Source organism: Serratia sp. 3ACOL1, from assembly GCF_003668775.1.
GTDB lineage: Bacteria > Pseudomonadota > Gammaproteobacteria > Enterobacterales > Enterobacteriaceae > Chania > Chania fonticola.
Map to the genome: position 1 here is coordinate 4,517,937 of NZ_CP033055.1, position 26,838 is coordinate 4,544,774.

24 protein-coding genes are annotated in these 26,838 nt (G+C 53.9%); 10 read left to right on the forward strand and 14 right to left on the reverse strand.

Annotated features, from left to right (window positions below; all coding sequences use genetic code 11):
• The first annotated feature begins 342 nt into the window (after positions 1–342).
• From D9980_RS20330 to bamE, 4 genes are all read left to right on the forward strand, one after another.
• Positions 343–1,404 carry a hypothetical protein gene (locus D9980_RS20330; RefSeq protein ID WP_121608285.1) on the forward strand — a complete coding sequence of 354 codons (1,062 nt, stop codon included), beginning with the start codon at positions 343–345 and terminating at the stop codon, positions 1,402–1,404.
• Positions 1,405–1,411: 7 nt separating this feature from the next.
• Positions 1,412–1,717 carry a hypothetical protein gene (locus D9980_RS20335; protein WP_121608286.1) on the forward strand — a complete coding sequence of 102 codons (306 nt, stop codon included), beginning with the start codon at positions 1,412–1,414 and terminating at the stop codon, positions 1,715–1,717.
• A 283-nt stretch (positions 1,718–2,000) separates the two neighbouring features.
• Entirely contained in the window at positions 2,001–2,528 is a 528-nt protein-coding gene (locus tag D9980_RS27105) for a hypothetical protein (RefSeq protein WP_223498631.1), read from the forward strand.
• Entirely contained in the window at positions 2,525–2,875 is a 351-nt protein-coding gene (gene bamE, locus D9980_RS20345) for an outer membrane protein assembly factor BamE (protein WP_094981547.1), read from the forward strand. Before D9980_RS27105 ends, bamE begins: the two co-directional genes overlap by 4 nt.
• Before the next feature lie 64 nt (positions 2,876–2,939).
• On the opposite strand, the gene D9980_RS20350 is transcribed toward bamE, so the two are convergent.
• Together D9980_RS20350 and D9980_RS20355 are read right to left on the reverse strand one after the other, a co-directional pair.
• Positions 2,940–4,604 (reverse strand): AsmA family protein, encoded by a 1,665-nt coding sequence (locus D9980_RS20350; protein WP_121608287.1) that lies wholly within the window; start codon positions 4,602–4,604, stop codon positions 2,940–2,942.
• A gap of 141 nt (positions 4,605–4,745) precedes the next feature.
• Complete coding sequence (locus tag D9980_RS20355; RefSeq protein WP_121608288.1) at positions 4,746–6,143, reverse strand: NCS2 family protein; 1,398 nt, start codon at positions 6,141–6,143, stop codon at positions 4,746–4,748.
• Positions 6,144–6,380: 237 nt separating this feature from the next.
• On the opposite strand from D9980_RS20355, the gene gltS reads away from it, so the two are divergent.
• On the forward strand, positions 6,381–7,583 hold the full coding sequence (gene gltS, locus D9980_RS20360; RefSeq protein WP_037411300.1) for a sodium/glutamate symporter: 1,203 nt from the start codon (positions 6,381–6,383) through the stop codon (positions 7,581–7,583).
• A gap of 40 nt (positions 7,584–7,623) precedes the next feature.
• On the opposite strand, the gene recG is transcribed toward gltS, so the two are convergent.
• Genes recG through gmk form a run of 5 tightly spaced genes read right to left on the reverse strand, consistent with a single transcriptional unit; the run spans position 7,624 to position 13,492 of the window.
• Positions 7,624–9,705 carry an ATP-dependent DNA helicase RecG gene (gene recG, locus D9980_RS20365; RefSeq protein WP_121608289.1) on the reverse strand — a complete coding sequence of 694 codons (2,082 nt, stop codon included), beginning with the start codon at positions 9,703–9,705 and terminating at the stop codon, positions 7,624–7,626.
• The gene (gene trmH / locus D9980_RS20370) at positions 9,702–10,400 is read right to left on the reverse strand and encodes a tRNA (guanosine(18)-2'-O)-methyltransferase TrmH (protein ID WP_024482947.1); all 699 of its coding nucleotides are present in this window, start codon (positions 10,398–10,400) and stop codon (positions 9,702–9,704) included. The genes recG and trmH overlap by 4 nt, the downstream gene beginning before the upstream one ends.
• 5 nt (positions 10,401–10,405) lie before the next feature.
• Positions 10,406–12,520, reverse strand: coding sequence for a bifunctional GTP diphosphokinase/guanosine-3',5'-bis pyrophosphate 3'-pyrophosphohydrolase (spoT, locus tag D9980_RS20375; protein WP_024482946.1), 2,115 nt, complete (start codon positions 12,518–12,520; stop codon positions 10,406–10,408).
• Positions 12,521–12,538: 18 nt separating this feature from the next.
• On the reverse strand, positions 12,539–12,814 hold the full coding sequence (gene rpoZ / locus D9980_RS20380; RefSeq protein ID WP_024482945.1) for a DNA-directed RNA polymerase subunit omega: 276 nt from the start codon (positions 12,812–12,814) through the stop codon (positions 12,539–12,541).
• 54 nt (positions 12,815–12,868) lie between these two features.
• A complete protein-coding gene (gene gmk / locus D9980_RS20385; RefSeq protein WP_024482944.1) occupies positions 12,869–13,492 on the reverse strand; it encodes a guanylate kinase in 624 nt (207 codons plus the stop codon).
• Positions 13,493–13,776: 284 nt separating this feature from the next.
• On the opposite strand from gmk, the gene ligB reads away from it, so the two are divergent.
• Complete coding sequence (gene ligB / locus D9980_RS20390) at positions 13,777–15,501, forward strand: NAD-dependent DNA ligase LigB (protein WP_121608290.1); 1,725 nt, start codon at positions 13,777–13,779, stop codon at positions 15,499–15,501.
• Here ligB and D9980_RS20395 read toward each other — a convergent pair.
• Positions 15,498–16,115, reverse strand: a complete 618-nt coding sequence (locus D9980_RS20395; RefSeq protein WP_024482942.1) for a trimeric intracellular cation channel family protein — start codon at positions 16,113–16,115, stop codon at positions 15,498–15,500. The two genes, ligB and D9980_RS20395, sit on opposite strands and share 4 nt — an antisense overlap.
• 232 nt (positions 16,116–16,347) lie before the next feature.
• Here D9980_RS20395 and D9980_RS20400 point away from each other — a divergent pair, with 232 nt between their 5' ends.
• Positions 16,348–16,785 (forward strand): DUF3574 domain-containing protein, encoded by a 438-nt coding sequence (locus tag D9980_RS20400; RefSeq protein WP_121608291.1) that lies wholly within the window; start codon positions 16,348–16,350, stop codon positions 16,783–16,785.
• Between the two features lie 44 nt (positions 16,786–16,829).
• Here the strand turns inward: D9980_RS20400 and D9980_RS20405 are convergent, their stop codons facing one another.
• Positions 16,830–18,014, reverse strand: coding sequence for a NupC/NupG family nucleoside CNT transporter (locus tag D9980_RS20405; RefSeq protein ID WP_024482940.1), 1,185 nt, complete (start codon positions 18,012–18,014; stop codon positions 16,830–16,832).
• A 190-nt stretch (positions 18,015–18,204) separates the two neighbouring features.
• A complete protein-coding gene (locus D9980_RS20410) occupies positions 18,205–19,284 on the reverse strand; it encodes a linear amide C-N hydrolase (RefSeq protein ID WP_121608292.1) in 1,080 nt (359 codons plus the stop codon).
• Positions 19,285–19,392: 108 nt separating this feature from the next.
• Here D9980_RS20410 and D9980_RS20415 point away from each other — a divergent pair, with 108 nt between their 5' ends.
• Positions 19,393–20,280 carry a LysR family transcriptional regulator gene (locus D9980_RS20415; protein ID WP_121608293.1) on the forward strand — a complete coding sequence of 296 codons (888 nt, stop codon included), beginning with the start codon at positions 19,393–19,395 and terminating at the stop codon, positions 20,278–20,280.
• Positions 20,281–20,323: 43 nt separating this feature from the next.
• Here the strand turns inward: D9980_RS20415 and fdnI are convergent, their stop codons facing one another.
• Genes fdnI through fdnG form a run of 3 tightly spaced genes read right to left on the reverse strand, consistent with a single transcriptional unit; the run spans position 20,324 to position 24,905 of the window.
• Positions 20,324–20,965, reverse strand: a complete 642-nt coding sequence (fdnI, locus tag D9980_RS20420; RefSeq protein WP_024482937.1) for a formate dehydrogenase-N subunit gamma — start codon at positions 20,963–20,965, stop codon at positions 20,324–20,326.
• Positions 20,952–21,845 (reverse strand): formate dehydrogenase subunit beta, encoded by an 894-nt coding sequence (gene fdxH, locus D9980_RS20425; RefSeq protein ID WP_121608294.1) that lies wholly within the window; start codon positions 21,843–21,845, stop codon positions 20,952–20,954. The genes fdnI and fdxH overlap by 14 nt, the downstream gene beginning before the upstream one ends.
• 12 nt (positions 21,846–21,857) lie before the next feature.
• The gene (gene fdnG / locus D9980_RS20430) at positions 21,858–24,905 is read right to left on the reverse strand and encodes a formate dehydrogenase-N subunit alpha (protein WP_121608295.1); all 3,048 of its coding nucleotides are present in this window, start codon (positions 24,903–24,905) and stop codon (positions 21,858–21,860) included.
• A 467-nt stretch (positions 24,906–25,372) separates the two neighbouring features.
• Here fdnG and D9980_RS20435 point away from each other — a divergent pair, with 467 nt between their 5' ends.
• Entirely contained in the window at positions 25,373–25,762 is a 390-nt protein-coding gene (locus tag D9980_RS20435) for a hypothetical protein (RefSeq protein ID WP_024482934.1), read from the forward strand.
• A 42-nt stretch (positions 25,763–25,804) separates the two neighbouring features.
• On the opposite strand, the gene D9980_RS20440 is transcribed toward D9980_RS20435, so the two are convergent.
• A complete protein-coding gene (locus D9980_RS20440) occupies positions 25,805–26,188 on the reverse strand; it encodes a hypothetical protein (RefSeq protein WP_121608296.1) in 384 nt (127 codons plus the stop codon).
• Between the two features lie 227 nt (positions 26,189–26,415).
• On the opposite strand from D9980_RS20440, the gene D9980_RS20445 reads away from it, so the two are divergent.
• Positions 26,416–26,835, forward strand: a complete 420-nt coding sequence (locus D9980_RS20445) for a PPC domain-containing DNA-binding protein (protein ID WP_121608297.1) — start codon at positions 26,416–26,418, stop codon at positions 26,833–26,835.
• The last annotated feature ends 3 nt before the right edge of the window (positions 26,836–26,838 follow it).

The window sequence follows — 26,838 nt, forward strand, 5'->3', positions numbered from 1 at the left end:
ACACCCTGCGCTCCCTCCCCCTTCTGCGTTCCCGAGTGCCGTTCCGTCACTAGCGGGCCTCGCCAGCCCGCACCCGGCAGGCCCTTCGTCGGCCACAGGCAAGCTGTGGCCTCCTCAGCGCCCGGAGAAAACCCGTAATGACAGCTGGGGAGGATGCTGGTTATGATGTGTTGGAGGTTGCTCTTTAACAGCGTTGGGGAAAATGGCGTAACGGGCTGAAAAAGCGCGTCTGGGAAAAAAGTTGCCCGGGCCAAAATACACAGGGAAAAAGTGGTTGTAAGCTGCTGAGTGTGCTAGGAAAAATGCTGTTCGCTGGTTGACTCCGCACTGGATAAAGTTGTTGTGGAGAATAACTTCCTTAGCCCACAACAAGCTGAAACGCTGAATAAGTCTATTGAGGATCAGAAAGCTGGTAAAAACCTGCTAGAGGCTTCACAGAATATCGTCAGGCTGACGAATGAAGACCGAGCTAGCAATGTGTTGCTGCAACAGTACCAATCAGGCCAACCACTGACAGAAGGCCAGAAGCAAGAGCTAGCTGGATTGCTTAACCAGTATGGTTATGAACTTCAGTCTATGTACGGATATACCCCACAGCAAGCGGCTGACGCTATTCAGTCATTGGTTGCAGGCAAGGCGTTTGTTGCCTCAACAGGAGATACCAAAGCGTATAACGAGGGGCTGAGTTATCTGAAAGGGTATAGCGTACAATCCGGCCAGGCTGCATTAGGAACCGATGCTTTACTCGCTTTGCCGGGCGCGCCAGGAATCATTGCCCGCTCAGCTCTGGCTGCGGGTGGGGGTTATCAGACGGGGACAGGGATTGGCCAGGTCGTTGATGGTAATTATGGTGAAGGTGCATTAAATATCGGCTTGGGAACAGCGGCTATCTTTGGTGGTGTAGCTGGGAATAGTGTTATAGGCAAGACTGATGGTGCAATAGCGTCACCGGGTAACTCTAACATATGGCAAACCGGCTCTATCGGTAATGTGATTACGAAATCTGAAGGGGTGTTAACGGGGCCTGTCACCAAGATGGACTCAGGGATGACGAAGGAGAATATCCGCTCGCTCAACCGGGAAAATGAGAGTGCTCAAATTCTTTCACAATCAGGATTTTATGTGGAGCAGAACCCTTCTGTAGCTGGAAATAAGAATCCAGATTACCGGATTAATGGCGAGATCTTTGATAACTATGCCCCTAAATCTAATAGTGTGCGAAATATCTATAGCGAAGTTAAAACTAAAATAGACAAAGGCCAGACATCTAATGTTGTGATCAATATGTCTGATACTAAAGTTAGCATTCCAGAACTTCAAAAACAGCTAACTCAGTGGCCAATAATGGGGCTGGATAAAGTTATCGTTATTGATAAAACCGGCAATGCTATTAGGGTGAAGTGAGGGTGGTATGTCTATAGGGTTAACATGTTTTACTAAACTGGCTTTTGCTGAGTTGCAAAATAAGTTGAATGAACTTGCGGCGAGATATCCGGATGTATTTCCCGCACACTACTATTTATCTACTGCGGGTATACCACATCCAATCCAAAAAGAGGTATCGAATGAATTTGGATTGGATCCGATATCTTATTGTTATATATCAGTAAATGATAAATCTCTTAAAATATCTACAGATGAAATGGCTGATATGGTTAGGGAAGCTCTAGGGGCGGACAATGTCATCGTGCTTTTAAATGGTGAAGATCTAATCTAAATCTCGTGATAAATCCCGGCCAGTTGGCCGGGATCTTTGTTGTGTACGGGACACGACCGGTAAAATGAGGGTATATGTCAATAAATATAATATGTTACACCAAGTTTTTAGTTTCTGAGCTACATCTTCAGTTGGATCGCTTCCTGTGATGGATCTCTGCTAACTGATCGGGACTCTTACTACTAAGGCCTAAATATTTGTAATTCCTACCGTTGCAACCGGAGCAGGGGCTCCCACTTCGGTCGGGGGTAGTGTATTAATTATATCTTATCAAGGAGTTGATATGCTTTATAAGAAAACCAGAGTAAGTGTTATATTTTTTTCATTGATGGCTACCATGTCATTAGCCAGTTGTAGTCTGTTTCCTGACCCGCCTATGTACGTTCCACCGCCAAATGATGGTTCGGTTGCAAAAGTTCGACTTCTAGGAAACCCGCTGACCTATTCGATTAGTCAGAAAAAATCAAATGGTGAGTCTAGTGGTGGATATGTACAAAAGCATAGGCGTTTCCTAAATATTATTCCTGATAGTACGAAGTCAATAGGTATGCCTAAGTTACCACAAGGTGATTACAGTGACACTTATACTGAGGTTACGGTAACTCCAGGAATCAAAACAACAATTTCTCATAGAATTAGTAATCCAGATGGAGGGGGATGTAGCGTAAGTTTGGATTTTACTCCTAATGAAAAAGGGTTGTATGAGTTTAAATATAACTACTCAGACAAATCTGGATATTGTGTTTTATATGGGAATGAAATCAAGTACGACAGCATCAATGAAACTTATATTGAAGAGAAAATAAAATGAAAATGAGTAAGTGTCCAGTTGTTTTTATGTTTTTTTTATTAGTGGGTTGTGCTTCTAATGTTGATAGAACAAAGGTTACAGCGCTTGACCAATATACAGAAAAAACAATCAAAGAATCTTTGATTGTTGGCTCAACAACAAAAAAAGATGTCATTAAACTCCTTGGTAGACCAAATTCTCCAGAAGATTATAACGGGCGTAATGTATGGTTGTATAATTCTAAAAAGACTGATAGAAGAGTAATTTTTTTAATTCCTGTTATCAATGATAAAAACCAAGTTTTGGAACTAACATTTAATGATGCAAAGATCCTCAAGGATATGAAATATCAGGAACTAAAACAGTAAATAGCGTCTCACTGCATTATTCAGAGAAGAAAACAGGGTTCGGCAATGCCGAACCCTGTTTAGGTCACGGTACCTGCTGCTCCAGCGTCTGCCCATCCTTGCTGGTAGCCTGCAACTGGCCCTTCAAAGACGCCTTAAACGGCCCATCGCTGTTGAGTAATCCCTTCAGCTGTAACTGCAGATTTCCATCCCCCTCCAGCGGCACATGCTGCCAACCCCATTGCAGCAAGGTATTAACAGGCACCGAACGTCCGTTAAGGGACAAGGTGAATGGTTTACCAGGCAGTTGGCTGACGTTGGCTTTGGCATCCAACAGGCCATCGGGCATAAAGGCGCTCAGCTCGGTAACGTTGATCTGCTGTGCATCCGCATCCAACGCCAGCGAAGGGCGGCGTACGTCGATCTTGTTAAAGGTGGCACCACCGGCGTTGAGTTTCAGCGAGCCGGACCAAATCCCCCACTGATGGTCACTGGCCAACAGCAGATTGCTGCCGTTACCATCCAGCGAGGTGAGCTGGAAGGGGAAATCCGGATTGATATCAATGATCAGGTTACGGTTGGTGCTCATCTTGGCGACGTACACCTCCGCCAGCCAGTTTGGCAGCGGCTGTAACCAGAGTTCACGCCAGTTGCTAGGCAAGGTGTACTCCAGCGCAGAGACGGCCACCTCGTCAAGTTGCAGGCGCTTATTGGCGCGCAGCCAGTTGCCGGTGGTACGCAGCAATCCACCTTCCCAGCGGGTGCTGAACTGGCCAATGGCAATCCCGGCTGGCGAGAGCTGCATATCCATAATCGGATCGATGAGATGGAAGTTGCCATTGATCAGGTCGTCGGCGGTGAAGTTGATCGCGCCATCCTGACTGCTCCAATCCCCTTGTTGGAAGGTGATATTTTGCATCGACAGATCGAGATCGTTCGCCGCCCAGGCGTTACCTTCCAGGCGGGCGTTAATCAGATCAAAGCGTTTCAACGTAATGGGTGGCAACGCCGTGAAGCGGCTCCAGAACTGTTCTAGCGTCATTGGCACTTGCAGGCGGACGTTGCTCAGCCGCAGCCGTTCAACCAACCAACTGCCATCGGCAGCTCGGCTGGCTACCCCGGTCAAATCGCCCTGTGCCAGATCGGCACCAAAGTCGCTCAATATCAGCTGGTTTTGTTTGATTTCGCCCTGGATCAACACCTGCGAGGCTGGAATACCGTTGACCACCATCGAACCGGCGCTGAACTGGAACTGATTGTTATCCCCGAGTAAATGGCCTGCCGTTGGCTGCCACGGGTTGATCCCGGCATTGACCTTCTGCGCGTTAAGCTGCCAGCTCTCATCGTTGGATTGCAGTGCCATATTACTCAGTTGCAGCACATCGGCCTGTATTGGCAGCGGTGCGCCCTGCAAAGGCTGAACGTTTAAGGTGCCGTCGCGTAGCGTGATGCTATCGAAATAGCGTGGCTCGGTAATTTGCCGCAGGCTGAAAGCCATATCGACCTGCTTGGCCGCCAAGAGCTGCGGTTGGTTGGCACGGGCGAGAGTTACACCCTCCAGGCTGAGCTGCCCTGGTTTGCTCCACGAATGCGTTATTTTTTCTACCGACAGTTGGTAATCACCACGATCGCTGATCCAGTGACTCAACCAGCCTGCGGCCCAGCGGGTTTGCCCCACTACGTAGAGCAGCACAATGGCCAGCACTATCAGCAGCAGCAACGTGATCAATAGTTTTCCGATAAATTTCATCGTGTGGATCCGTAGCGGACTGAAAAGATACCCTGTTTATGCCGCAATTAGCCTTCCAGCTCAAGGGCAATGGCCTGAAAGACAATAAAAAAACGGCCAGTAGCGGTTTGCCAATGGCCGTTGGTTTGCTGCGGGAAGTGCTTATTTTTCTTCTGGTGGGAACAGCAGGTTCAGCACAATGGCGGTGATACCACCGGCGGCGATACCGGAAGAAAGCAGGGTTTTCAGCCAGTCCGGTGCAAACTGCAAGATCAGCGGCTGTTGGGAAACCCCCATACCGACGGCCAGCGACAGCGCCATAATCATGATGGCGCGGCGGTTTAACTTCTCGCGGGAAACAATACGCACGCCGGAGGCTGCGATGGTACCGAACATCACGATGGTCGCGCCGCCCAGTACCGGTTCAGGAATATGCTGCACAAAACCGGCAACGGCCGGGAACAGCCCCAGCAGGATCAGCATCAGTGCCACCACAAAACCGACGTAGCGGCTGGCAACGCCGGTCAGCTGGATCACCCCGTTGTTCTGGCCAAAGCAGGAGTTCGGGAAGGTGTTGAATACCGCCGACAGCATCGAGTTCAGGCCGTTGGCCAGCACACCGCCTTTCAGGCGCTTCATATATAGCGGGCCACTGACCGGCTGTTCAGAAACGTCGGAGGTAGCGGTGATATCACCGATGGTTTCCAGCGACGTGACCATAAAGATCAGCATCAGCGGCAGCAACAGGTTCCAGTCAAAGCCCAGGCCGTAATACAGCGGGGTAGGAACGGTGATCAAGGTTGTTTGGGTGGCCGGTTCGGTTTCCGGCAGCATGCCCATGGCCCAGGCCAACAGATAACCCACGGCCATGGCGATCACCAACGAAGCGACGCGCAGGTAAGGGTTACGCTGGCGGTTAAGCAGAATAATCACTACCAGCACCGCGCCTGCCAGCAGCAGATTCTTGGGCGCGCCGAAGGTGTGATCGCCCATCGCCGCATAGCCGCCACCGATAGAGGTCAGCCCGACCTGGATCAGCGACAGGCCGATAATCATCACCACAATGCCGGAGACCAGCGGGGTAATGATGCGGCGTGCCAGATGCAGTACGCGCGACAGCAGGATTTCGGTACAAGAGGCGACCATCAAGGTGCCAAACAACGCTGCCATCATGGTGGGCACGTCTGCGCCGCCGTTTTTCAGTGCCAGCCCGCCCATAATCAGCGGTGAGACAAAGTTGAAGCTGGTGCCCTGAATGGACAGCAGGCCAGACCCCACCGGGCCCCAGGTTTTGATTTGCAGTATCGAGGCCAAACCGGAAGCGAACAGCGACATGCTGATGATGTGCTGCGTATCCTGCGCTGGCAGGCCAAGCGCCTGGCAGATCAACAGGGCCGGGGTGATCACGGCAACAAACATCGCTAGCAAATGCTGACTGGCGGCAAACAATGTTTGCGGCAGCGGCGGGCGGTCTTCCAGGCGGTAAATCAGTTCACTATTGTGTGAAACGGGGGCTGATGCTTTTTGCTCGGCATCAAGCTCGGCGGTTTGGCTGGACATGGTGTGGCTTTCCCAAAGGCGGCAAAGAAGGCATTTTAATGATCTGCTTCACAAAAGCAAACGGTTGCGCATTAATATTTTTTACGATGCTGAACCCATTAATGTCGCATTTTCGTTCATTTTTTCTTGTGTTATTAGCCGTTTTTACTTTTAATCCCCCCTTCATCAAGTTAAAAAACTGAGTAAATTTTATAACTTATTAATTTATTGGATTTAATTACTACACGGAGTAGCTAGATGTTTCATCTCGATACTTACGGCACGTTAGTTGCCGCCACGCTGGTCCTGTTGCTTGGGGGCAAATGCGTGCGCTCCATTCCTCTGCTGAGAAAATATACTATTCCTGCTCCCGTTGCTGGTGGTTTACTGGTGGCGGTCCTGCTCTTGGTTTTGAAGAAAACGGTGAACTGGGAAATCGGCTTTGATATGTCGCTGAAAGACCCATTGATGCTGGCCTTCTTCGCCACTATCGGCCTGAATGCCAACCTGGCGCGTCTGCGGGCGGGGGGCAAGGCATTGGTCGTGTTCCTGTTTGTGGTACTGGGTCTGCTGTTGGTACAGAATGCCATCGGTATCGGCATGGCGAAAATGCTGGGGCTGGATCCGTTAATGGGGCTGATTGCGGGCTCGATTACGCTTTCGGGCGGGCATGGCACCGGGGCGGCCTGGAGCAAGGTGTTCATCGAGCGCTATGGGTTTGAGAATGCCACCGAAGTGGCCATGGCCTGCGCCACCTTTGGTCTGGTGCTGGGCGGCCTGATTGGTGGCCCAGTGGCTCGCTATCTGGTGAAACACTCTTCAACGCCTGAAGGTACACCGGATGACAGCGTGCAGCCAAGCGGCTTTGAAAAGCCGGAAAGTGGCCGTCTGATCACCTCGCTGGTGATGGTAGAAACCATCGCCATGATTGCCATCTGCCTGAGCCTCGGTAACTTTATTGCCGGGTTATTGAATGGTACCGCCTTCGAACTGCCGACCTTTGTCTGCGTGCTGTTTGTCGGCGTGATCCTCAGTAATACCCTGTCGGCAACGGGCTTCTACCAGGTGTTTGAGCGTGCGGTCTCCGTGTTGGGTAACGTAAGCCTGTCGCTGTTCCTGGCGATGGCGTTGATGAGCCTGCGCCTGTGGGAGTTGGCTTCGCTAGCCTTGCCAATGCTGGCGATCCTGGCGGTGCAGACGCTGGTCATGGCACTGTATGCCATCTTCGTGACCTACCGCGTGATGGGTAAAAACTACGATGCTGCCGTGCTGGCTGCGGGGCACTGTGGTTTTGGCATGGGGGCGACGCCAACGGCCATTGCCAACATGCAGGCGATCACCGATCGTTTCGGCCCTTCGCATCTGGCATTTTTGGTGGTGCCGATGGTGGGCGCGTTCTTTATCGATATCGCTAACGCCATCGTGATTAAGCTGTACCTGATGCTGCCGGTGTTCGGTTAAGTGAAGATAACCCCTCTTGGCGACAAGAGGGGTTAATTGATTAGGCGTTGGAGTAGCGAGCGGTTTCCGGCAGCCAGCGCTCAATTAAGGCATGCGCATGCTGTGGATACTGCTGGTGAATATGGCGCGCAACGCGCTGAACTTCGGGGATCATGGCCTGATCGCGCAACAAATCGGCCACTTTAAACTCTGCACTTCCGGTTTGGCGCGTCCCCAATAGCTCACCTGGTCCACGGATTTCCAAATCTTGCTGGGCAATCACAAAGCCGTCGTTACTGTCGCGCAGCACCTGCAGGCGTTTTTGGGCGGTTTTGCTGAGTGGGGTTTTATACAGCAGCACGCAGTGAGAGGCTACCGCACCACGGCCAACCCGGCCACGCAGCTGGTGCAACTGGGCCAAACCAAGTCGCTCCGGGTTTTCTATGATCATCAGGCTGGCGTTTGGTACGTCGACCCCCACCTCAATCACCGTGGTGGCAACCAGCAATTGCAGTTCGCCCTGCTTGAAGGCCTGCATCACGGCCTGTTTCTCCGCTGACTTCATGCGGCCATGCACCAGCGCTACTTTCAGTTCCGGCAGCGCAATCTTCAATTCTTCCCAGGTTGCTTCTGCGGCTTGGGCTTCCAGCAAATCAGACTCTTCGATCAGCGTGCAGACCCAATACGCCTGACGGCCTTCTTCGATACAGGCGCTTTTCACCCGCTGGATAATATCGGCCCGGCGCGTATCGGGGATCGCCACCGTTGTCACCGGCGTACGGCCCGGCGGCAATTCATCGATCACCGAGGTGTCCAGATCGGCGTAGGCGGTCATCGCCAGCGTACGCGGGATTGGCGTGGCGGTCATGATCAACTGATGAGCATGGAACCCTTGTTCTTCGCCTTTCTCCCACAGCGCTAGCCGCTGATGCACACCAAAGCGGTGTTGTTCATCGATAATCACCAGGGCCAGGCCATTGAACTGCACCTGCTCCTGGAAGATGGCGTGCGTCCCGACTACCATCGACACCTGGCCGCTGGCAATAGCTTCCTGCTGGGCGAGGCGTGCCTTGCCTTTTTGCTTGCCGGCCAACCAACCCACCTCAATCCCCAAGGGTTCAAACCACTGGCGGAAGTTATTGGCATGTTGTTCGGCGAGCAATTCGGTGGGAGCCATCAGCGCCACCTGTTTACCGTGAGCAATGACGCGTAGTGCGGCCAGGGCAGCAACCAGGGTTTTACCTGAGCCGACGTCGCCCTGCACCAGGCGCATCATCGGGAAACCTTTTTGCAGATCCGCTTCAATATCTGCCACAACCCGCGTTTGTGCACCGGTAGGCGAGAAGGGGAGCTGGGCCAGGAAGCGGTTTTTCAGCCGATCGTCAGGCGTTAGCGATAATGCCCGATAGCTTTGCGCTCCGGCGCGGACGGCCAACATGCTGAGGTTATGCGCCAGCAGCTCTTCAAGGATCAGGCGTTTCTGTGCCGGGTGCTTGCCCTGTTCCAAATCAGCCAGTTGGATATCTGGCGGCGGACGGTGCAGCATATGCAGCGCCTGCGGCAGGCTCATCAAGCCACCGCTTAATTCCGGTGGCAGCAGCTCGGCAATGGCACAGGTATCCAGCAACTCCAGCGCCTGATCGGTCAACTTGCGCAGCGTGGCTTGGCGGATCCCTTCGGTGGTGGGATACACCGGCGTCAGGACTTCTTGTAGCTCGACCTCGCTGTTTTCCCCCTGGACACGGTATTCCGGGTGGATAATTTCTGCGCCGTGGGTGCCGCGTTTGACTTCGCCATAGGCCGTTACGTGGCGGCCGGTCGCCAGGCTGTTCTTCATCGCCGCGTTGAAGTTGAAGAAGCGCATAGTCAGGATGCCGGTGCCGTCGCTGATCTGGCAGGTGAGCATGCGGCGGCGGCCAAAGCTGATATCGCTGCGCAGCACTTCCCCTTCCACCGTGGCAAAAATGCCAGGCAGCAGATCGTTGATTGGGTAGAGGCGGGTGCGGTCTTCGTAACGTAACGGGAGGTGCAGCAGCAGATCCTGGATGGTATTCAGGCCGATTTTGGCCAGTTTCCCCGCCTGGCTGGCTCCAACCCCGGAAAGCGTAGTGAGTGGGACGGCATCCAGCAGGCGGCCTTTCATCGGCGTACCGTCGTTGCCTGCATGGCTGCCCACCATTCGGCGTCGGCAACCACTTGGCCTTGATCGTCAATCTGCGGGCGCGGCAGCTTTTTGCGCTTAGCCACGTTGGCTAACACCGGATAGCCGCCTTCAAACAGCAGGCGTTGCTGTTCCTGCTCATCTAACGCGCTGAGATCGCGGCGATACATACCGGCGTTTTGCCGCTGGCGTTGGGCCTCATACAGGATCAGAGCCGCAGCGACAGAGACGTTCAGCGACTGCACCATACCGATCATCGGAATAATGATGTCCTGATCGGCCAGGGCTAGTGCCTCTTCGGTGATGCCGGTTTTTTCCTGCCCCAGCAGTATGCAGGTGGGGCGGGTATAGTCTATTTCGCGAAAATCGACGGCGCGGGCAGAAAGGTGAGTTGCCAGGATCTGCATCCCTTGGCCTTTCAGGTGCGTGACCGCATCGGCGATGGTGGGATGGGTTTTTACGCTCACCCAGCTATTGCTGCCTGCAGCGGAGGAGACCAGGGTACGCATCCGTGGAGTAGGCCACACGGCATGCACCTGATGTACGCCGACGGCATCGGCGGTACGGATAATCGCAGAGACGTTATGCGGTTTGTGAACCTGCTCCAGGCAGACCGTTAGATCGGGCTGCCGGGTGGCCAGCATTTCACAAATCCGCGCATAGCGTTCGGGGCTCATAGGCGCTAGTTTCGGTTACGGTTAACTTTAATCACATCCGGCATGATACGGATCTTACGCATAATATTTGCCAGGTGGATGCGATCGCGGGTGGTCAGGCGGATAAAGGCGCTGTAGACCCGGCCATCTTTCTCTTCGGTATTCAGACTCTGAATATTCGATTCGGCCGCGTTGATCGCCGCCGTGAGGTTGGCCAACGCACCCTGATGGTTGAACATGTCCACCTTGATTTCCGCAATGAACTCCTGCTCGGTTTCCATATCCCACTCGACCGCCATGAATTTCTCTGGCTCTTTCTGGTAGCCGCGGATATTACGACAGGATTCATGGTGAACCACCAGGCCCTTGCCCGGGCTGACATGGGCAATAATCGGGTCGCCTGGAATTGGGCGGCAGCACTTGGCAAAGGTGATCAGGACGCCATCGGCGCCTTTGATGGCCAGGTTGCGCACGCCGTTCGAGGAGCCCAGGCTGGACTGATCGCCCTGCAGGTTCTTCGCGACTACCACGCTCATGGCATTACCGAGGCCGATTTCTGCCAGCAGATCGTCCAGCGTGGCCAGCTTCATGCGATCCAGCTCATGCTGGATATTCTCTGGCGGCACTTCCGAAAGTTTGCGGCTGCCCCCGAGTGCATGGTTGAGCAAACGGCGGCCCAGGCTGACGGAATCATCGCGCTTGAGGTTTTTCAACATCTGGCGGATCTTGGCGCGGGCTTTGGAGCTCACCACAAAGTTCAGCCAGGCAGCATTTGGCCGCGCACCCGGAGCGGTGATGATCTCTACCGTCTGGCCACTGGCTAAAGCTTGTGACAACGGATGCGGCTGGCGATCGACCCGTGCACCAACGCAGGCGTGGCCGATATCGGTATGCACGGCGTAGGCAAAGTCGACCGGTGTGGCACCGGCAGGAAGCTCGACAATGCGCCCTTCCGGGGTGAAAACGTAAATCTCATCGGGGAACAGATCGGATTTTACGCTTTCAATAAATTCAAACGAGCTACCGGCGCTTTGTTGCAGCTCCAGCAGGCTCTGCATCCAGCGCTGGGCGCGGATCTGTGCGGTAGTGCCGCCGGTTTCGCCCTGTTCCTTTTCTTTATAGGCCCAGTGCGCGGCGACCCCCATTTCGGCCATCTGATCCATATCTTCGGTACGGATCTGTACCTCAACCGGCACGCCGTGCGGGCCGATCAGTGAGGTATGCAGCGATTGATAGCCGTTAGCCTTGGGAATGGCGATATAGTCTTTTACCCGGCCCGGGCGCGGCTTATACAGGCTGTGTGCCTGGCCCAGCACCCGGTAGCAGGTATCCACTTCCTTGACGATCACCCGGAACGCGTAAATATCCATGATGGAATGGAAGCGCTGTTCTTTCAGGTGCATCTTGCAGTAGATGGAGTAGAGGTGCTTTTCCCGGCCGCTGACGCGGCAAGGGATACCCGCTTCGGTCAAACGACCTTCGATCTCGGAGAGGATTTTCTGGATCATCTCCTTACGGTTACCGCGCGCGGCTTTCACCACTTCTTTGATGACGCGGTAGCGGTTCGGGTAAAGCGCTTCAAAACCCAGCTCTTCCAGCTCGGTTTTCAGATGATGAATACCCAGGCGGTGGGCCAATGGGCTATAGATTTCCAGGGTTTCACGGGCGATACGCCGTCGTTTGTCCGGGCGCAGCGAGCCAAGCGTTCGCATATTGTGGGTGCGGTCCGCCAGCTTGATCAGCACGACGCGGATATCCTGCACCATCGCCATGATCATCTTGCGGAAGTTCTCCGCCTGCGCTTCTTTCTTATCCTGGAATTTTAATTTGTCTAGCTTGGATACGCCCTCAACCAGTTCGGCAACGCTTTTGCCAAACAGTTGTTCCATATCCTGATAGGTGGCCGGGGTGTCTTCGATGACGTCGTGCAGCAGAGCTGCCATCAGCGTCTCATGATCGAGACGCATTTCCGCCAGAATACAGGCCACGGCAACCGGGTGAGTAATGTAGGGCTCACCACTGGAGCGTGTCTGTCCCTCGTGAGCATCACGTGCGACGAGGTATGCCTGTTTGAGGCGCTTAATCTGCTCCTCAGGCAAGTAACGTTGAATCAGCAGATTCAGGCTTTCAAACAGGTACAAGGCAGACTCACAGTCTAATTAACGACGACCTTCAGCAATCGCGGTAACCGCCTGGATCTCTGCGGCTTCCTGCTCTTGCTGCTCCTGGCGCTCACGAACATCGAGGATCTGGCTGTTGATCAGGCCTTCTTCGATTTCGCGCAGAGCGATAACGGTGTACTTATCATTCTCTTCAGGTACCAGTGCATCCTTACCACCGGTCTGGATTTGACGTGCCCGACGAGCAGCGACCAACACCAGGTCAAAACGGTTACCAATTTTCTCTACAGCGTCTTGAACAGTTACGCGTGCCATATTTGTGCTACTCCACAGGTGACGAAAAGACTGGGCATAATACTGAAACTGTCTTCAGTCTGCCAATAGTTTGCTGATTAAAGCATCATGCCGCAGCATTTGACGGCCCAAACGCAAGCGTTCGGCGCGAATAATGGTCTTCAGATCGGACAGGGCCAGATCGAAATCGTCATTCACGATTAAATAATCATACTCCGCGAAATGCGTCATCTCCGCGACGGCCTGCGCCATGCGCTTGGCGATCACGTCATCCGCATCTTGCCCACGGCCACGCAGGCGGCGGCCAAGCTCTTCCTTCGACGGCGGCAGAATAAAGATGCTGCGCGCCTGGGGCATTTTGGCACGGATCTGCTGTGCGCCCTGCCAGTCGATATCCAGGAAGACGTCAACGCCGGTCGACAGTACCTGCTCGATGGCCGCGCGGGACGTGCCGTAATAGTTGCCGAACACTTCTGCGTGCTCAAGAAACGCATCCTGCTCAATCATCCGGCGGAATTCGTCTTTGGAGACGAAAAAGTAGTGCTCGCCGTGATTTTCACCCGGGCGGCTATCGCGCGTGGTGTGTGAAACCGAAACCTGCGTATCGTACAGCGGTTGCGTCTTTAACAAAGCCTGAATCAGACTTGATTTCCCTGCGCCACTTGGGGCAGAGACAATATAAAGCGTGCCTTGAGCCATGATGATGTTCGTTGCTAGCGGTTGATGAGTCAGTTACAGCGGATGTGTAAATTCTCCGCACAGTATACACGGCTAACGGGCGGTATGCAGCGTTAGCTCGCATTTTGGCCGTCGCTTTCTGCTAAAAACAGCGTGAAAAAGTCAATTTGCGCGGCGGATCTGGAAATTTTTGCCGTTTTCAGCAAATGCGCATTCGTTTTGGAAAGCGTTTCGCACCTCCGGTTTTTGGCGTTAGCTAGCAAAGGCGATTGAGTATTTACTGTCGGGAAGCAAGGAGGTGCTCAATGTGGAGAGGTATTTACCGGGCGCTAGTGTTGGTTGGAATGCTGTGTAGCTCGGTATGGGCTGGAGACTGTCCAGTGTGGTCGCCAGAGCGTTTACAGGCGGAAATTACGGCGCTGGATGATCAACTGGGGCGCTGGGATGAGGCTTATTATCGCCTAGGCAACAGCCCAATCGACGACGAGCTCTACGACAGCCTGTTGCAGCAACTGCAAGATTGGCGGCGTTGTGTCGGTGCAGTGGAAGAGGATACGCGGCCATTGCCAGCGGGCAAAGTACCGCATCCGGTGGCGCATACCGGATTGCGTAAACTGCGCAACTCGCGTGCCGTTGAGCAATGGATGCAGGGCCGTCACGATCTGTGGGTGCAACCCAAGGTTGATGGTGTGGCGGTCACTTTGGTTTACCGGCAAGGCGTATTGGTGAACGCCATTAGCCGGGGAGATGGGCAAAAGGGGGAAAACTGGCTGGAAAAGGTCAAGGCGATCCCCGCTATCCCCAACGTTTTACCGGAGGTTACGGCCAATTTGGTACTGCAAGGGGAGCTGTTCCTGATGGTGAACGATCATCACCAGCAAACCCAAGGGGGCATTAACGCCCGCTCGAAGGTTGCCGGGATGCTGATGCGTAATCCGCGCACTGCGCAACTTGAGCAGCTTGGCCTGTTCGTCTGGGCGTGGCCCGATGGCCCGCCAACCATGGCCGAACGCTTGCAACAGCTTGCCGCCATGGGGTTTACGCTGCCGCAGCAATATTCACAGCCGGTCGCCACGTTGGCGGAGGTGGAGCAGTGGCGGGCAGCTTGGTACAGCGGCCCTTTGCCGTTTGTCACCGATGGCGTGGTGATCCACCAAGGGCAAGAACCTCGGGGGCGCTACTGGCAGGCCAAACCCAATGATTGGGCGGTTGCCTGGAAATATCCCCCGGTCCAGCAAGTGGCCAGAGTCACGGATGTTGAGTTTGCTATTGGCCGCACCGGCAAAATTGCCGTGATGCTACGCCTGGATCCGGTGCGTATGGACGATAAATGGATCCGGCGGGTTAACGTGGGCTCGCTAGCCCTGTGGCAAAAATGGGATATCGTACCCGGCGATCATATTGCGATTAGCCTGATGGGGCATGGCATCCCGCATTTGAAACAGGTGGTCTGGCGTGAGGTTGCCAGGGCAACACCCATTGCGCCAAAACCGGAAGATTATCATGCGCTGAGCTGCTTTACCTTGCAACCCGGATGCCGCCAGCAGTTTCTGGCGCGGCTGGTTTGGTTGAGCAGTGCCAATGGGCTGAACATCACCGGGTTGAATAAAGCTGGTTGGCAGGTGCTGGTCGATCAGGGATTGGTGAATAACCTGCTGGATTGGTTGGAGTTAACACCGGAACAGCTCAGCGCGGTGCCCAGTTTGGGGGCAAAGCGTGCACAGGCCCTTTACCAACAATTTCGTCAGGCGCGGCGGCAGCCTTTCGAGCGTTGGCCGATCGCCCTCGGCGTACCCATTTCGCCATTGCAGTCGGCCACGTTGCAAAATTGGTCACAGCTACAGCAGATGACGTTGGCACAGTGGCAGGAACTTGCTGGCTTGGGTGCGCAAAAAGCCAGAAAAGTGCAGGAATTTTTGCAATACCCTGCCTTTCTGGCACTGGTTCAAACCTTGCAGCAGCACCATATCAGCGGCTTTGATGCGATTCCCGATCGTGCCGAACCGCTTGGCGATGCGTTCGCGAATTAATGATCGGGATGCTGATAGTTAAACACCGGCAAGCCAAGGCGAAAGCGCAGTGCGATCAGGCGAGCGCTGAGGCCAGCAACCAGGGTAATAATAATCACCATGTTATGCGGCAAGTTAAGGTATTGCAGGCCGATATACAGCCAGGCAGCGGCAAAGGCGATGCCCGCATAGATTTCTTTCTGGAAAACCAGCGGGATACGATTGCAGAACATATCGCGCAGCACCCCGCCGAAAACGCCGGTGATCACGGCGGCAATGGCTGCGATCAGTGGGGCATGGCCCATATCCAAAGCCACCTGCGCGCCGATGATCGAGAAAACGATCAGCCCAACGGCGTCCAACACCAGGAACAGATGGCGCAGGTGGCGCATCAGGGGAGCCATCCAGGTGGTGATAATTGCCGCTATGGCTATGATAACAATATACTCAGGGTGTTTTACCCAGCTCAGCGGGAAGTGCCCAAGCAGCATATCACGCACCGAGCCCCCGCCAATGGCGGTAGCGGAAGCGATAAAAATCACGCCAAACAAATCCATTTGGCGGCGGCCTGCGGCTAACGCGCCGGTCATGGCTTCCGCGGTGATACCGATGATATAAAGAATGCTCAGTAACATAGGGGGATTCACAGGGTCGGAGGGCTAGAGTGTCAACGCCGGAGGGTAACGAGCCTGGTGGCAACGCACCACTGAGTTTTTTTGTTGGTGTCGCTTTCGAATTAGTTTACCTAATGCTAAATAGGTAATTTTTGCTTATTCATAGTCTCTAGTGCTACTTGCGATTTTTACAATGCATTAGAAATTTATCGTTAGTATCTGTTGATGATTATTTAAGGAATATGAAAGCGAGATGAAAAACACCCCGATATTGGCAGTCGCCGTCGCCATAACCTTGCTGTTGAGCGGCTGCGTAGCGCCTGTACAAAAGGCATCACCGTCAAAACCGGCAGCAACGTGTAGCACCGGCGAACCGATGACCCAAACCACGCTCTATTTTGGTTTGAATCGCCCGGCTGGGCCGGTAATTACGGCGGCGGAATGGCAGACCTTTGTCGATCAACAGGTAACCCCACGCTTTAAAGAAGGGTTATCGGTGTTTGATGCCAAAGGGCAATGGTTGGGGAACGATGGCAAGCTGGCGCGGGAAAACAGCAAGGCGTTGATGCTGATCCATAGCCCTGATGCGGGCAGTGAGCAAAACATTGAGGCGCTGCGCAACCGCTATAAACAGCAGTTTGCCCAAGACTCGGTGATGCGTGTCGATGCGCCGGTGTGCGTCGCGTTCTAATGAATACCCGGCTTGCCGCAAAAGCTTCAAGCCGGGTAGCGTTTTTACAGCACCAGCCCGGCAACCGCTGCCGAAAGCAGGCTGACCAGCGTGGAGCCGTAAACCAGCTTCAGGCCGAAGCGGGAAACCACGTTGCCCTGGCGTTCGTTTAACCCCTTGATGGCACCGGCAACAATGCCGATGGAAGCAAAGTTGGCGAAGGACACCAGGAACACCGAGAGAATCCCCAAACCACGTGGGGACAGCTCTGCCGCGATTTTTTTCAGTTCAATCATCGCCACAAACTCATTGGCGACCAACTTGGTAGCCATAATGCTGCCAGCGCGCAGCGCATCAGGTGCCGGAATGCCGATTAGCCAGGCTAGCGGGTAGAACACGTAACCCAGGATCTGCTGGAAACTGATGCCAAAAATGGCGGCAAAAATGGCGTTCACGGCGGCGATCAGGGCGATAAAGCCGATCAGCATGGCGGCAATGATCATCGCAATTTTGAAACCTGCGAGAATATATTCCCCCAACATTTCAAAGAAGCTCTGCTCTTCATGCAGTTTATTCAGCTTGAGTTCCGGCTCGTCGTCCACCTGATAAGGGTTGATGATCGAGAGAATGATAAAGGTGCTGAACATATTGAGGATTAGCGCGGCTACCACGTATTGTGCGTCGATCATCGCCATATAGGCACCCACGATCGACATCGAAACCGTCGACATCGCGGTGGCTGCCATGGTGTACATCCGGCGTGGGGAGATATCCGCAATGATGCCCTTATAGGCAATAAAGTTTTCCGACTGGCCCAGCACCAGCGTGCTGACGGCGTTGAAGGACTCCAGCTTGCCCATGCCGTTCACTTTTGAAAGCAAGGTGCCCACGACGCGGATTACCAACGGCAAGATGCGGAAGTGCTGCAAAATACCGATCAGCGCAGAAATAAAGATAATCGGGCACAACACGCCGAGGAAGATAAAGGCCAGCCCCTGGTTGCTCATGCCACCAAAAACAAAGTCGGAGCCTTGTGCGGCAAAGGCCAGCAGGATGGCAAAGAAATCGGCCACGTGCTTGATAACGCCCAGTCCGCTGGCTGAATGCAGGAAGAAATAGGCCAGCGCGGCTTCAATCACCAGCAACTGAATAATATAACGTGGGCGGATTTTCCTGCGGTCATTACTGACCAATAACGCGAGAACGACAATCACCACCAAGGCTAAAATAAATTGCAAAATTTGCGACATAAACAATCCGAACGGCATACAGGCTAGGAAAGCGCTATTTAGCCACAGCCCGTGGTGCCTTTCATTACCCTGCATGACGATTAGAACAAAATACTTTGGGCGAGAGTTATGCGTTCAGATTATTGCTGGCCATCGGCGGCCAGCAGCGTTTGATCGTGAAATTACCCCTATAACAATAGTGGCTTAAGCGTTATTTCGCCTGGGCCAGCACGTTACCTTCCCAGCCCTGTTGGGCATAGTCGTTAAGATGGGCGATCTTACGTACCGGCTGCCCTTGGCTGAAGTTGATGTCATGCAGCGGAACCCAAACCTGCGAGGCCGCAAAGGCAGACTTGAAGTGATACTCCGCATGGCTCAGATCCGAAATCGCCGTCCAGTAAGTCCCGATGCCTTTGTTCTGGTCCGGGCGCTTGCTGTATTTGGCATACATGTCGGTGACCTTTTGTTCGCTTGGCTCTGCCGGTGAGCCGATCGGGTAAGCCACATTATTAAGCACCGATAAGATGAAGCCCTGCGCCTGGTTTTTATTGTCCGGCTGCGGCAGATTTTTCAAATCATAGCTGGCGCGCACCAGGCGCTCATCTGCTTCCAAGCCACCAGGGATCTCGCTGCGCTTGGCATTCTGATACTTGGCCAGGTTCTGCAGTTGTTTATCGTAAGAAGGGGGATTGGTCATCACCCGATAATTTTTGTCGTGATAGATATTCACTTTGCCATTATCGATCTCGATGATGGCCGAATCGCCGCTAACGTCCTCGATCGCGATGTGTTTGGTATCCGAAGCGTAATCGATAGGCATATGGGCGGCGGCCAGGCGAACATCGCTGCGGATTGCTTTAACCGCTTCATCAACGGTAGCGTAGTTATCCAGGATATAGCTCAACCAGGCACGGCTTTCGATCACTGGCTTGTCCTGATTGTCCTGCTGCACTTGGCTGCCATTCATATAAAACAGCGTATGGCCCGCCAGCCCCTTTTCATTCATACCGTCCATTGGGAACACACCATCGGCGTATACCACGACGCTGCCGTAGTGGGTTTGCCACTGGGCGGCGTTCTTCGCATCCCCGCCGTTATGCGCAATACCGCGTGGTGTGATCACCAGTGAGGGATCTACCGGCCCGAAGAAATCCAGATTGCGTGCGCTGACCATATAGCCCGGGTACATATTCATAAAGGCACGGGTGCAGGCTTGCGCCCCGGTTGCCAGGCTGGCGCTGAGTGCGGCACCCACCAGTAGGGCTGATACGCTGTGTGTGAACTTTTTCATGGTTATTTTCCTTACCTGAATGAGGTGAACAAAATAATGGTAAGCCCGCGAACTAATATCGTAGAGTGGATGAACGGGGGAAATCCCCCGCAATTTTGTGGAGGAGAGATGGGGAAGATAGGTTTTTCGTTGGCGCAGATTGAAGCTTTCGCCAGCGTTTGCGAGACCGGCAATCTCACCCAGGCCGCCAAGCGGTTGGGGAAGGATCGCACCACTGTCAGTGAACTGATCGAAAATCTGGAATTGGATCTAGGCTATTCACTGTGCGATCGCCGTACCCGCCCATTGCAACTGACCGAGGCGGGCCAACGCCTTTACCGGCAAGCTCGGCTGTTTTTGCAGGAGGCAGAGGCCCTTAGCCTGCTGGCTCAGCATATTCCGCAGCAGGTGCGGCAGAAACTGACGCTGTGTTATGACCCGTTTACTCCGCGCGCTTTTTTAACTGAACTGGCGATGTTTCTGGGCCAGCGTGGCATTCAGCTTAATTTGCTGATGATGGAGCGTGGTGAGGGTGAGCAGGCGTTGGCAGACGATGTGGCGGATATTGGCGTTTATCAGGCGATCAACCGTTCGATTGGCGAAAAGTTTAAGTGGCGAGCCTTGGGGGCCATTGAGTTGGCCGTCTACGCTCGCGAGGGATTTTTCCCCGTAGGCAGCCCGGTCACCTTACTGTCGCTAGCATCCAGTACCCAACTTATTCCCTTTAATGACCTACCCGAGCCGATGGCGAAGCGCCTGCAAATCGCCGATCGCATCCAGGTCGTCAATGAACCGGCTTTGCTGCAAACGTTGTTAACCGCCGGGCTGGGATGGGCATTCCTGCCAACTCATCTGAAAATGCAGCACTTGCCACAGGTTGAGCGGCTCGATACGGAATTGGGGAAACAGGGGTTGATGCACCCGATGGTGGCACTGTGGAAGCCTGGGGCCAATAGCGAGTTGCTGAGCCTGATCGAAAGCATGCAGCAGATCTTTGATGGTTCAGTGGTCGCTTGAGGAGATTGTCGCCCCCTCATGCGAAGGGGCGAATTTCAACGGTTTACTGCTCGTCTTTCTGCTCTTCAGCCTCGACCTTACGGTACCAGCGTGGGTGATGCTTCTTCGCCCAGCGGCGGCTGACCTTGCCTTCAATCATGCCTTTGATCGAGCCTTTCACCCAGAATGCCATATACATATGGATCAGAATGGCGTGGATCAGCACGATCGCCGACGCGGCGTGGATCAACAGTGCATAGCGGATCACCGGGATCGGGAAGTTGTGGGCGAAATAAGGGCGCCAAATGATAATACCGGTGATCAACAGCACGAAAATCATGCTCATGATGCTCCAGAACATCATCTTCTGGCCGGCATTATATTTGCCGACGTCAGCGACCTTATGCTCATTGCCCTTCAGCACTTCCACAATGCCCTTGACCCACGGCAAGTCCTCTTTCTCGGGGATGTTATGTTTCACAAAGCGGAAGAACATAAACATCAGCGCGATAAAGATCAGCACGCCAAAGAAGGGATGCAGGATGCGGCCCATCTGCGGCGTACCAAAGGTCTCGGTCAGCCATTGCAGCGTGGGGAAGAACAGCGCAATGCCAGACAGCGACACCAGGAAGAAGCAGATGACCACCGTCCAGTGACAGGCCCGGTCGATAAACTTGGTGCGAACGATCATTTTACTTTTGCTCATGATGGTCCTCCTCGTCCTCATCATCCACTTCCTTGTTCGGGCCAATGCCGATGTAGTGGTAAATCAAACCGGCAAAGGTGGCGATGAAGCCCGCCACGGATAAGGGTTTGAGCACGCTTTTCCACAGCCCGATCGACAGATCGATATGCGGGTCTTTTGGCAGATTGTGGTACAGCTCGGGGTTATCGGCATGGTGCAGTACGTACATCACATGGGTGCCGCCAACGCCTTGCGGGTTATACACGCCCGCATGTTCAAAGCCGCGTTTCTTCAGCTTTTCGACCCGCTCCTCTGCCACATCCAGCATTTCTGCCTTGGTGCCAAAGTGGATTGCGCCCGTTGGGCAAGTCTTCACACAGGCCGGTTCCTGGCCCACGCTGACGCGGTCAACGCACAGGGTACATTTGTACGCCCGGTTGTCTTGCGGGTTCAGCCGTGGAATGTTGAACGGGCAGCCGCTGATGCAGTAACCACAGCCGATGCAGTGCTCGGACTGAAAATCCACGATGCCGTTGGCATATTGGATAATCGCCCCGGCAGACGGGCAGGCCTTCAGGCAACCCGGATCTGCGCAGTGCATGCAGCCATCCTTGCGGATCAGCCATTCCAGCTTGCCGTTCTGCTCTACTTCCGAGAAACGCATCAGCGTCCAGGATTTAGCACTCAGATCGGCGGGGTTGTCATAAACCCCGACGCAGTGGCCCACTTCATCGCGAATGTCGTTCCACTCGGAACAGGCCACCTGACAGGCCTTGCAACCGATGCAGGTGGAAACGTCAATCAGCTTGGCGACCTCGACCTTGTAATCACGCGCTTGCGGAGGCGGTGTCAGGGTGTTGGTGGCCGAACGTTTGATAATGTCTTGGGATTGCATGGACATAAATTCGGCTCCTTACACCTTTTCCACGTTAACCAGAAACGCCTTGTATTCCGGCGTTTGCGAGTTGGCATCGCCGACAAACGGCGTCAGGGTGTTAGCCAGATAGCCTTTGCGGGCTGCCCCTTCAAAACCCCAATGCAGTGGAATACCGATGGTGTCGACATCCTGCCCGTTAACCTTCAGGGTTTGCAGACGGCGGGTCACCACGGCTTTCGCCTTGATAAAGCCCCGCTTGCTGCTGACCTTGACGGTATCGCCTTGCTCAATCCCTTTCTCCTTCGCCAGACGTTCACTGATTTCCACGAACTGCTCCGGCTGCATGATCGCGTTAAGGCGCGCGTGCTTGGTCCAGGTGTGGAAATGCTCGGTCAGACGATAGGTGGTACCGACGTAAGGGAACTCGGATTTATCACCCATGCGCTTGGCGTCGGACGGATAGAGACGGGCCGCCGGGTTAGAGATCACGTTTGGATGCAGTGGGTTGGTGCCCAACGGCGTTTCAAACGGCTCGTAGTGTTCCGGGAACGGTCCTTCCGCCATTTTGTCGAGGGCAAACAGCCTGCCAAGCCCTTCCGGTTGCATGATGAACGGCCCAACGCCGCTGCCCGGTGCGGCGGTGTTGTAGTCTGGAATATCATTCCCGACCCACTTGCTGCCGTTCCATTCAATCAGCATGCGTTGCGGATCCCAAGGTTTACCCATTGGGTCGGCGGAGGCGCGGTTGTAGATAATGCGGCGGTTCAGCGGCCATGCCCAGGCCCAGCCCAGCGTGTTGCCCAACCCGGACGGATCGCTGTTATCACGGTTGGCCATCTGGTTGCCCTTGCTGGTCCAACTGCCGGTATAGATCCAACAGGCTGAGGCTGTGCTGCCGTCATCGCGCAGCATCGCGAAGGAATCCAGCAACTGGCCTTTTTTCGCCAGCAGGTTGCCGTTGGCGTCATACAGATCTTCCAGCGCGTAGCCGTTGCTGTCTTTGGCCACTTCCTCGGATTCAGGGTGATCTGGCCGTTCATAGTGCCAGCCCATTTTCAGTAACGGTTCGACACCTTTACCGCCTTCGCTGCCGTACATCTGGCGCAGACGATGGTACAGACCGGCCAGGATCTCGCCGTCGGTAATCGCTTCACCTGGGGCATCGCCGCCTTTCCAGTGCCATTGCAGCCAGCGGCCGGAGTTGGCGATTGAGCCGTCTTCTTCGGCAAAGCAGGTGGATGGCAGCCGGAACACTTCGGTTTGGATCGACGCGGTATCGACATCGTTCATCTCGCCGTGGTTCTGCCAGAAATTGGAGGTTTCCGTGACCAGCGGGTCGATGATCACCAGATACTTCAGCTTGGCCAGTGAGGCGACCACCTGATTCTTATCCGGGAAGGAGGCGACCGGGTTAAAGCCCTGGCAGATATAGCCGTTGACCTTATTCTGATCCATCATCTGGAAGTACTTCATGACGTCGTAGGACTGATCCCACTTCGGCAACCAATCAAAGCCCCAGTTATTCTCTTTCTGGGCAGCGTCGCCGTAGAAGCTCTTCATCAGGCTGACGAAGAATTTCGGGTAATTGCTCCAGTAGTTAACCTGGCCAGGCAAGGTGGCCTTTGGCGTATTGGCGGCCAGATAGATAGCCAGATCGGTCTGTTTATCCGAAGGCAGCGTCAGGTAACCCGGCAGGCTGGTGGACAGCAGGCCAATATCGGTCAACCCCTGAATGTTGGAGTGACCGCGCAGGGCGTTGATGCCGCCGCCAGCCATGCCCATGTTGCCGAGCAGCAACTGGATCATCGCCATGGTACGGATGTTCTGCGCGCCGACCGTGTGCTGGGTCCAGCCCAAGGCGTACAGGAAGGTGGTGGTTCGGTCTGCTGCGCTGGTGGAAGCCAGGACTTCACATACCTTCAGGAAATCTTCCTTCGGGGTGCCGCAGATATTTTCCACCACTTCTGGCGTGTAGCGGCTGACGTGTGCTTTCAGCAGGTTCCAGACGCAACGCGGATGCTGGAGCGTATCATCACGCAAGGCATAGCCATCTTCACCAAACTGGTAGTTCCAGGTGGTTTTGTCGTACTGACGTTTGTTGTCGTCATAACCGCTGAACAACCCATCTTCAAACGTAAAGTCATCCCGGACCAACAGGTTGGCGTTGGTGTAATGCTTGACGTATTCAGCGTTGATCTTGTTGTTGGAAATCAGGTACAGCAATACGCCCGACAGGAAGGTAATGTCGGTGCCGGAGCGGATCGGCGCGTAGATATCGGCGACCGATGCAGTACGGGTAAAGCGAGGATCGACGACGATTAACGTGGCGTCGTTGTTGTTTTTGGCTTCCATCGCCCAGCGAAATCCCACCGGATGCGCTTCAGCGGCGTTGCCGCCCATCACCATCACAACGTTGGCGTTTTTGATATCAACCCAGTGGTTGGTCATCGCACCGCGACCAAATGTTGGAGCAAGACTTGCTACCGTTGGTCCGTGTCAGACACGCGCTTGGTTATCAACTGCCAGTATGCCCAGCGATCGGACAAACTTTTGTGTCAGCATGCCGGTTTCGTTACTGGCCGCAGAGGCGCATAACATCCCGGTGGAGAGCCAACGGTTTACCGTCACGCCAGCGGCGTTGGTGGCTTCGAAGTTGGCGTCCCGGTCATTTTTCATCAGCCTGGCAATGCGGTCAAAGGCCTCATTCCAACTGATACGCTGCCATTTATCTGAACCCGGCGCGCGATACTCTGGGTAACGCAGGCGGCTATCGCTGTGGATATAGTCCAGCAGGCCGGCGCCTTTCGGGCACAGTGCCCCGCGGTTTACCGGGTGATCCGCGTCGCCTTCGATATGGAAAATCGTCGATTTGGCGTTTTTTGCCCCATCGCCCAGGCTATACATCAATAAACCGCAGCCTACGGAACAGTAGGTACAGGTGTTGCGGGTTTCTTTGGCGCGCAATAATTTGTAGTTGCGCGTTTCCGCTAACGCAGCCTTGGGCGCGAAGCCTAATGCTGCCACCGTGGTCCCAGCCATCCCGCCAGCGCAGATTTTAAAAAACTGTCTGCGATTGACGTCCATTGCTTTCCCTAATGCTTATCAGTGGTTTTTTAGTCATGGCAAACTAACAGCAATAACCCAAGCGTTATTGAGGGAAATCAAAATAAGGGAGAGTTAGCAGGAAAATACTCCTTAATAAGTAGCCAGCGGCGCGGCAAGTAATCCTTAATTTATCGCGATAGGTCTAAATTTGTTAAGTGGTTAATTTACCTTATTAATTTCAAGTGAAAACTATCTGTGAATATTGTAGATAAACCTGTTTCACCGATTGCCGGGAGAATTATCGACGGTATTTTGTTACCCATTTCCGAATGGGTATTTTTTTTAAGTGGTTATTTTCTTGCGAAAAATGGCGTTAATTTGGAATTTGCTTCGCAAAGTTAATACGCAATCCGATCGAATCGTTGAATAGTTTGTTTTATGAGCAAAAATAGGTAGGGAACTAGCCGCGAGAATGACGGATAGATTTTTTAAGGACGGAAACCATGATGCAGACCTACCTGACGTTACGTGCGTTAGCGAGGGGGATTAACCCGGAAACGGGGGAATTTTTGAATCACACCTCGCTGGTTCATTCCCCTGAGACGATCCGGATGCTGTTTGCCCTGGCTGATGAGTTTTACGCCGAGCGAGAACGAGTGAAAAAGGCAAAGTTATCACCCGAGGAGCGGCGGCAGAAAAATATTGCCGAAGGCAGGCCAGCCAACTTCAATTTCCCCTGGTCGGAAGAAGACAGGAAGCTATTGGAGGAAGGTTACAGCGCTGGCAAAACGATAGAGGCGTTAAGCGTGGAGTTTGGGCGCTCCCTGCGCGGCATTGCGGTTCAGCTTGAAAAAATGGAGTTGATCACCGAAGAGCAGGCCGCTGCTTATAACTGACCGGGTTAAGCCTCCCTTCTGGAGGCCACTTGTCAGCAAGCTTCAATCCACCGGCGAGGTGGGCAGGCGAACGATGTCCTGATTGTCGTTACCCATCCAATAGACGCCTTCTTTTGCCCAGAATGGGCCTTCGACAAAGTCGAGCAGGTCGGAATACTCTTCGTAGAACTGCTTGCCGTTTCGGTCATAAACCCGCATGTAGCCTGAGTAATGCCCACCATCGCCAGGCATGGTGAAGCGCGGAATAAACTCGAAGGTTTTATAATAACGCACCACATACTGCTGGTTGGGGCTCCACTCTTCGTATCGCAGTGTCCCTTGTTTCCACCACAGGTAGCAGCCAACAATGGCCGCCACCAGGATTGCTACCGCTACCCAGCGCTTACGCTCGCGTACCAGAGTTTCTTGGCTTTTTATTTTTGGCATCAGTGTTCTTTCAGACCCATTCCAATTTAGCTTTTGGCCAGCATACCAGCACCGCCGCTTTTACTGACCTATGTCACATACATAGGCCGCATCAATCTTTATCATGCTGCATAACGTCCGAGGTTCGGAGTTATTTGGAGTCACATCCCTCATGCAGCATCCTACCTTCCCGACGCCATTTCCCTATTTTCCGTATCACCAAACCCACTGGGGTAAAGGATCTTAGCGTGGAGACATCAACGCCGTCTACGGCACTGTTTTATGCCTTGCGTCTGTTACCGCAACAAGACCTGCTGGTTGCACTACGTGATTTTATCCGGCAGCAGGATTTGCGTGCCGCCTGGATCAGCGGTTGTGTCGGCAGCTTGAGCGACGTGGCTTTGCGTTATGCCGGGTGCGAAGACACCACGTTATTGAGCGGAAAATTTGAAGTGGTCTCACTGATTGGCACGTTGGAGGCCGGAGGCGAACATCTGCATCTAGCAGTGGCCGATGAGCATGGCCATATGACCGGCGGCCATGTGATGGCAGGCTGCACCGTGCGCACCACGCTCGAATTGGTGATTGGGGAACTGAACGATGTCGCATTTAGCCGACAACCTTGCGCGCTTTCGGGCTATGACGAATTAAACGTCGAGCAACGCTAATTT